Raw genomic sequence first — 7,459 nt, 5'->3', positions numbered from 1 at the left:
TGCGCGCGATCGTCGCCAGCGCGTCCGCGTCGTCCTGGGTGGGACAGGCCACCCGTACGATCTGGCAGCCCGAGGCCGTCAGCTCCGCGATCTGCTGGAGCGTCGCGCCGACGTCGGACGTCCTCGTCGTCGTCATCGACTGCACCGAGACAGGCGCGTCCCCGCCGACCGCCACCGATCCGACCTGGATCTTGCGGCTGACCCTCCGGTCGGCGAGCTTCGTCGGAACGGACGGCATTCCGAGAGAAATTGCAGTCATCTGCTGTGCAACCCCAAGTGTGGATCAAGGTCCCGAGATCGGCGGGCTCCGGACTCCGAGGTTACGTCACCGCGAAAGCCCGGAGCACACCACGTCACCACGTCCGCTCAAGAGATTCGTACCGGATTGACCACATCGGCCACCAGTACGAGCGCCGTGAAGCAGATGAAGATCCCGGCGACCACGTACGCCACAGGCATCAGCTTGGCCACGTCGAAGGGGCCCGGGTCGGGCCGCCGGAAGACCTTCGCCACATTGCGCCGCAGCGACTCCCACAGCGCCCCGGCGATGTGCCCGCCGTCGAGCGGCAGGAGCGGCAGCATGTTGAAGAGGAAGAGGGAGAGGTTGAAGCCGGCGATCAGGAACAGCATCATCCCGACGGTGTTCTCCATCGGCAGTCCGAGCCCGAGGATCTCGCCGCCCACGCGCGCCGCGCCGACCACGCCCATCGGGGAGTCCGCCTTGCGCTCCTCGCCGTTGAACGTCGCGTTCCACAGGTCCGGAACCTTGGACGGCAGGTCGATGAGCGAGTCCACACCGGACTCGATCATGACGCCCATGCGGTCCAGCGAGTCGGCGAAGGACAGCGGGGTGACGGCCGAGCCGGGGCCGAAGCCGAGGTAGCCCGCCGTGACGTACTGGTCGGCGATGGGCTGGCCCTGGGCGTCCTTCTTGGCCACCTTGTTGGCGATCAGGTTCGCCTTGAGGACCTTCTGCGCGCCGTCGCGCTCGACGGTGATGGTGGCCGGGCCGACGGTGTCGCGGATGCGGTCCGAGAGGGCGGTCCAGTCCTCGACCGGCCTGCCGTTGAAGGCGACGATCCTGTCGCCCTTCTCCAGCCCCGCCGCCTTGGCGGGCGACGCCGGGTCACCCTTGCGGCAGTCGCGGTTCTCGCTCTGCGCGACGACACAGGGGACGACGGTGTCGACGGTGGTCGTCTGCTGGTTCAGGCCGATCGTCATGAAGACGCCGAGGAAGATCGCCACGGCCAGGATCAGGTTCATGAAGGGGCCCGCGAACATCACGATCACGCGCTTCCACGGCTTGCGCGTGTAGAACAGGCGCGTCTCGTCGCCCGGCCTGAGCTCCTCGTACGCCGCCGAACGGGCGTCCTCGATCATGCCGCGCCACGGGGACGTCGACCTGGCCTCGATCTTCCCGTCCGGTCCGGGCGGGAACATCCCGATCATGCGGATGTAGCCGCCGAGCGGGATCGCCTTGACGCCGTACTCCGTCTCGCCCTTGTGCCGCGACCAGATGGTCGGGCCGAAGCCGACCATGTACTGCGGCACGCGGACGCCGAACAGCTTGGCGGTCGAGAGGTGACCGAGCTCGTGCCAGGCGATGGAGATCAGCAACCCGGCGAAGAAGATGACTATCCCGAGGACCGTCAACAGGATCGTCGTCATGCGCGAGCCTCCGCTGTTGCCTGTGCTGCGATTTCACGGGCCCGGGCTCGTGCCCAGGTCTCCGCTTCCAGGACGTCCGCGACCGTGAGCGAGGTTCCCGTACGAGGGGTGCCGTGCTCGGCCACTACTTCCGCGACCGTATCCACGATTCCGGTGAACGGCAGCCGTCCCGCGAGAAACGCGTCGACGCACTCCTCGTTCGCGGCATTGAACACCGCCGGGGCCGTGCCCGCGAGCGTACCGACGTGACGGGCGAGTCCCACGGAGGGGAACGCGTCGTTGTCCAGCGGGTAGAACTCCCACGTCGACGCCTTCGACCAGTCGAAGGCCGGGGCGGCGTCCGGGACGCGCTCCGGCCAGCCGATGCCGATGGCGATCGGGCCGCGCATGTCGGGCGGTGTCGCCTGGGCGAGCGTCGAGCCGTCGGTGAACTCCACCATCGAGTGAACGTACGACTGGGGGTGGACGACGACCTCGATGCGGTCGAAGGGGATGTCGTAGAGGAGGTGTGCCTCGATGACTTCGAGGCCCTTGTTGACCAGGGTGGCCGAGTTCACGGTGATCACCGGGCCCATCGCCCAGGTGGGGTGCGCGAGTGCGTCCTGTCGGGTGACGCCGGCCAGCTCGGCCTTCGTACGGCCCCGGAAAGGGCCGCCCGAGGCGGTGACGACGAGCTTGCGCACGTCGGAGCGGGTGCCGCCGGCGAGGGCCTGGAAGAGCGCGGCGTGCTCGGAGTCGACCGGGATGATCTGTCCCGGCTTGGCGAGGGCCTTCACGAGCGGGCCGCCGACGATCAGCGACTCCTTGTTCGCGAGCGCGAGCGTGCGGCCCGCTTCGAGAGCGGCGAGGGTCGGGGCGAGACCGATGGAACCCGTGATGCCGTTGAGCACGGTGTGGCACGGGGAAGCGGCGACCTCGGTGGCGGCGTCGGGCCCGGCCAGGATCTCGGGGAGGGGCTCCCCGGCGCCGTACTGGGCCGCCAGCGCCTCGCGCAGGGCGGGCACGGTCTCCTCGCGGGCGACCGCGACGGTACTCACCCGCAGCTTGCGCGCCTGCTCGGCGAGCAGGGCGACCCGGCCGCCGGCCGCGGAGAGCGCGGTGACGCGGAAGCGGTCGGGGTTGCGGAGTACCAGGTCGATGGCCTGGGTTCCGATGGACCCGGTGGAGCCGAGGACTACGATGTCCCGGCGGCCTTCGGAGGGGTCGAAGGCGATGTGCGGGTCGGCGAGGGGGGCTGGACTGTCGCTCATGCCCCCCATTGTTGCCGCAACTGCTCACTGGGTGGACAGCGAGTCCCTTTCGTCGCGCCGCCGTCGCGGCGGTCGCGGCGGTGGCGCGGAGGTGCCGGCTCGCGGATCACCCGGGTGCGACGACCGAGCGGAACTTCTCCCACTGGGCGTCGGTGACCGCCTTGGGCACGCCGCCGAAGTCCTTGGTGCCGAGGAGGTCCGCGCGGAAGGAGAGCGTGGTCGAGCCGGACCGTACGACCGTGAGGTAGTCGTGCAGCCTGAGCTTCCCCTTCACATCGAGAATCGTGAAGTGGTACGCCCTCACCTCGTCCGCGCCCGCTCCGAACTCGGGTGCCCGGACGGGCTCGACCTTCAGGTACTGGCCCTTGGCGACGGCCCGCACCTCGGTGAAGCCGCCGGCGCACTCCTTGCCGGCCTTGTCGAGGGCCTTCATGACGCGGGCCGCGTCGCCGCCGCCGTACGAGCGGAGCTGGACGGCGACGCTGACGCCGAGCATCTCGCCCGCGACATCGACCCGGCGGTTGACCTCGCTCCTCATGTCGTGGTCGGTGACGTCGGCGGCGAGGCTGACGAGGGGCTGGCAGACGGCGGGATCGGCGGTGTAGTCGTCGCTGTGCGGCGCGCCGAGGGTGAACTCGGAGGCGGTGTACTTGCCGACCCTCTCGCCGTCGGTGAAGGAGGCGGCGGTGAGCTGCGCCTCGGTGAGCGCCCTGGGTCCGGCGGCGCTCGCGGACGCCTTCGCCCCGCTGCGGGGCTTCTTGTCGTCCCGGCCGCCGTCGCCCCCGTCATCGCCGCTGCACGCGGCCGCGCCGGCGAACAGGACGCCGCCCATCACGAGGGCCGTGCCGCGCCTGCGCCTGCTGTGCCGTGCCGCCCCGAACATGCGTGACCCCTGGTTCTGTTGACGCGTGGGTGAGTGCACGATTGTGGTGCATGGGTGCGGCGCGCGCCACAGGCACCGCCCCGGGCCGGCCGTCCGCCCGTACGAGAAGGGGCTCGACGTGTGGTCCGCGGCCCCCAAGTGGGGCGCGGATCACCGTGGTTCACCAGGCGCGCCGGAGCTCCGCGAACGCCTCGTGGAAGCCGGGGAAGGTCTTCCGTACGCAGCCGGGGTCGTCGAAGGTGACACCGGGGGCGGTGCGCAGTGAGGTGACGGCGAAGGACATCGCCATGCGGTGGTCGCCGTGGGTGGCGATCTCGGCGGGGCGGGGCGTGCCCGGCCGGATCTCGATCCAGTCGGGGCCGGTGGCGACCGTGATGCCCATCCGGCGCAGGTTCCGCGCGCACGCCTCCAGCCGGTCGCACTCCTTGACGCGCGTGTTGGCGACGTCCTCGATGCGGACCGGTCCGGCGGCGTACGGGGCGATGGCCGCCAAGGTCGGCATGGTGTCGGAGATGTCGCGCATGTTGACCGTGAGGCCGTCGAGGGTGCCGGTGCCGCGGACGGTGGTGCTGTCGGCGGTGACGCGCACCCGCGCGCCCATCCGCTCCAGTACGTCGACGAACCGCAGGTCGCCCTGGAGCGCGCCGGCGCCGAGCCCGGGGACCGTCACCTCGCGGCCGGGTGAGATCGCCGCCGCGGCGAAGAAGTAGCTTGCCGTGGAGGCGTCGGGCTCGACGGCGTACGTCGTCGCCCGGTAGCCGCCGGGCGGGACGGTGAACGTGGCTCCCTCGCGCGTCACTTCGGCCCCGAAGGCGCGCATCATCGCGAGGGTGATCTCGACGTACGGCGCCGAGACGAGGTCGGTGACGGTGATGCGCAGCCCCTCGGCGGTGAGCGGGCCGAGCATCAGGAGCGCCGTCAGGTACTGCGACGACTCACCCGCGTCCAGGGTGACGTCGCCGCCCTTGACGCCGGCCGCGGCGATGCGCAGCGGGTGGTGGCCCTCGGCCTCCTCGTGGCTCAGGTCGACGCCGAGTGAGCGCAGGGCGCCGGTGAGCGGGGCGAGCGGGCGGCGGCGCATCTGCGGCGACGCGTCGAAGCGGTACGTGCCGGACGCTCCGGCCGCGGCGAGCACGGGCAGGAAGCGGGCGGTGGTGGCGCCGTCGCGGCAGTAGACGTCGGCCTCGCTCACCGCCGGGCCCTGCGGGCGCCCCTCGACGTGCCAGGCCCCGGCCTCGCGCTCCAGTCGGTACCCGAGGCGGCCGAGCCCCTCGGCGAAGCCCTCGGTGTCGTCCGAGCTCAGCGGACGCAGCAGGGTGGTGGTTCCGGCGGCCGCGGCGGCGAGGAAGAGGGCGCGGGCGGTCACGGACTTGGAGCCGGGGATGTCTACGACGGTCACGAAACCCCATCCTGCCGCGCGCGCACCCGCGCGCCCGGTCCGTTCCGCCCTTTGGACACGTACAGGGGCACGCCCGGCACCTGCCGCCGGGCGCGCCCCCGTGCCGTCAGCGGATCGGGCGGTGGACGTTGGGCCGTTCGGAGGGGCCGGGGGCGGCCTCCGCGATCCAGGGGCCCTCGCCGCTCGGGTCGACGATGCCCTCCTCCAGCCAGGTGTACGTACCGGACAGGACGCCCTTGACGACCTTGCGGTCGAGGTCGTCGGTGTTGGTCCACAGGCGGTTGAAGAGTTCCTCCGTCCGGATGCGCGACTGGCGGCAGAAGGCGTCCGCCAGTTGGTAAGCCTCGCGGCCGTGCTGGGTCGTCGTGCGCAGGAGTTCGGCGCGTACGCACGCCGCGCTCACCGCGAAGAGCTCCGCGCCGATGTCGACGATCCGGCCGAGGAAGCCCTGTTTGGTCTCCATGCGGCCCTGCCAGCGGGACATCGCGTAGAAGGTGGAGCGGGCGAGCTTGCGGGCCGTGCGTTCCGCGTAACGCAGGTGGACGGAGAGGTCGGGGTGTCCGGCGGGGTGGAACTCGGCGTACGAGCGCGGGAGCTGGCCCGGTCCGGTGACCAGCTTCGGAAGCCACTTGGCGTAGAAGCCCGCCGCGTTCGCGCCCGCCTTCGCCTTCGCCGAGAGCGGCTTGTCGGGGTCGATGATGTCGCCCGCGACCTTCAGGTGGGCGTCGACCGCCTCGCGCGCGATGAGCAGGTGCATGATCTCGGTCGAGCCCTCGAAGATCCGGTTGATCCGCAGGTCGCGCAGGATCTGCTCGGCGGGGACGGCCCGTTCGCCCCGCGCGGCCAGTGAGTCCGCCGTCTCGAAGCCGCGGCCGCCGCGGATCTGGACGAGTTCGTCGGCCATCAGGCAGGCCATCTCGCTGCCGTAGAGCTTGGCGAGGGCGGCCTCGATGCGGATGTCGTTGCGGTCCTCGTCGGCCATCTGCGAGGAGAGGTCCAGTACCGCTTCGAGGGCGAAGGTGGTCGCGGCGATGAAGGAGATCTTCGAGCCCACCGCCTCGTGGTGAGCGACCGGCTTGCCCCACTGCTCGCGCACCGACGACCACTCGCGGGCGATCTTCAGGCACCACTTGCCCGCGCCCACGCACATCGCGGGCAGGGAGAGGCGGCCGGTGTTGAGGGTGGTGAGCGCGATCTTGAGGCCGGCGCCCTCGGGGCCGATGCGGTTCGCGGCGGGGACCCGCACCTGGTGGAAGCGGGTGACGCCGTTCTCCAGGCCGCGCAGGCCCATGAACGCGTTGCGGTTCTCGACGGTGATGCCCGGCGCGTCGGCCTCGACCACGAAGGCGGTGATGCCGCCCCGGTGGCCCTCGGACTTCGGCACGCGCGCCATGACGACCAGCAGGTCGGCGACCACCCCGTTCGTCGTCCAGAGCTTCACGCCGTCCAGGACGTACGCGTCGCCGTCCGGCACCGCCGTGGTCGCGAGCCGGGCCGGGTCGGAGCCCACGTCCGGCTCGGTGAGCAGGAAGGCGGAGATGTCCGTACGGGCCAGGCGCGGCAGGAAGGCGTCCCGCTGCTCCTGGGTGCCGAAGATTTTGAGCGGCTGCGGTACGCCGATCGACTGATGCGCCGACAGCAGCGCGCCGATGGCGGGGCTCGCCGAGCCGACGAGCGCCAGCGCCTTGTTGTAGTACACCTGGGTGAGGCCGAGGCCGCCGTACTTGATGTCGATCTTCATGCCGAGCGCGCCGAGCTCCTTGAGCCCGTTGATCACCTCGTCGGGGATCTTCGCCTCGCGCTCGATCCGCGCGCCGTCGATCCGCGTCTCGCAGAAGTCCCGGAGCTTGGCGAGGAAGGCCTCGCCGCGCGCCGCGTCCTGGGGCGGAGGCAGGGGGTGCGGGTGGATGAGGTCCATGCGCAGGCGGCCGAGGAACAGTTCCTTGGCGAAACTGGGCTTGCGCCAGTCCTGCTCGCGCGCCGCCTCGGCGACCTGCCGTGCTTCGCGCTCGGAGACCTTGGGCTGCTGGGTCGGTTGTGCGGACATGAGGAGCTCACCTCGCCGCGAGTCGTGGCCCGGCCGGTCGCATTACCGGCTGGTTTACTCGACCGTATCTACCCGATTCCCGGCATCCCCACCACCCCTGGCGCATCGATCGGCACACGGCCCGGCTCGGGGCACAGGGAGCGGCCGGAGCCCCGCCCAGTGGCTGCTCCCGAGCCTCCGGCGCGCGGGGGGGGGGGCCGACTCGCACGAGG

General features: G+C 71.3%; 6 protein-coding genes. All 6 read right to left on the bottom strand.

Annotated elements, in window-relative coordinates:
- Positions 1 to 259 (bottom strand): flavodoxin-dependent (E)-4-hydroxy-3-methylbut-2-enyl-diphosphate synthase (locus E2E34_RS28140; RefSeq protein ID WP_167518404.1); only part of this gene is annotated, 259 nt, incomplete at its 3' end.
- A 107-nt stretch (positions 260 to 366) separates the two neighbouring features.
- Entirely contained in the window at positions 367 to 1,668 is a 1,302-nt protein-coding gene (locus tag E2E34_RS28135; RefSeq protein WP_138904706.1) for a M50 family metallopeptidase, read from the bottom strand.
- The gene (gene dxr, locus E2E34_RS28130) at positions 1,665 to 2,918 is read right to left on the bottom strand and encodes a 1-deoxy-D-xylulose-5-phosphate reductoisomerase (RefSeq protein WP_138904705.1); all 1,254 of its coding nucleotides are present in this window, start codon (positions 2,916 to 2,918) and stop codon (positions 1,665 to 1,667) included. The genes E2E34_RS28135 and dxr overlap by 4 nt, the downstream gene beginning before the upstream one ends.
- Positions 2,919 to 3,024: 106 nt before the next feature.
- Positions 3,025 to 3,801, bottom strand: coding sequence for a hypothetical protein (locus E2E34_RS28125; RefSeq protein ID WP_138904704.1), 777 nt, complete (start codon positions 3,799 to 3,801; stop codon positions 3,025 to 3,027).
- A 160-nt stretch (positions 3,802 to 3,961) separates the two neighbouring features.
- Entirely contained in the window at positions 3,962 to 5,200 is a 1,239-nt protein-coding gene (aroA, locus tag E2E34_RS28120) for a 3-phosphoshikimate 1-carboxyvinyltransferase (RefSeq protein ID WP_138904703.1), read from the bottom strand.
- A 106-nt stretch (positions 5,201 to 5,306) separates the two neighbouring features.
- Positions 5,307 to 7,247, bottom strand: coding sequence for an acyl-CoA dehydrogenase family protein (locus E2E34_RS28115; protein WP_138904702.1), 1,941 nt, complete (start codon positions 7,245 to 7,247; stop codon positions 5,307 to 5,309).
- Between the last annotated feature and the right edge of the window lie 212 nt (positions 7,248 to 7,459).

Source organism: Streptomyces albidochromogenes, assembly GCF_005981925.1.
In the GTDB taxonomy this organism is placed as follows: Bacteria; Actinomycetota; Actinomycetes; order Streptomycetales; family Streptomycetaceae; genus Streptomyces; species Streptomyces albidochromogenes.
The sequence above is the reverse complement of the archived record's forward strand: the minus strand, read 5'-3'. Positions and strand labels throughout refer to the sequence as shown.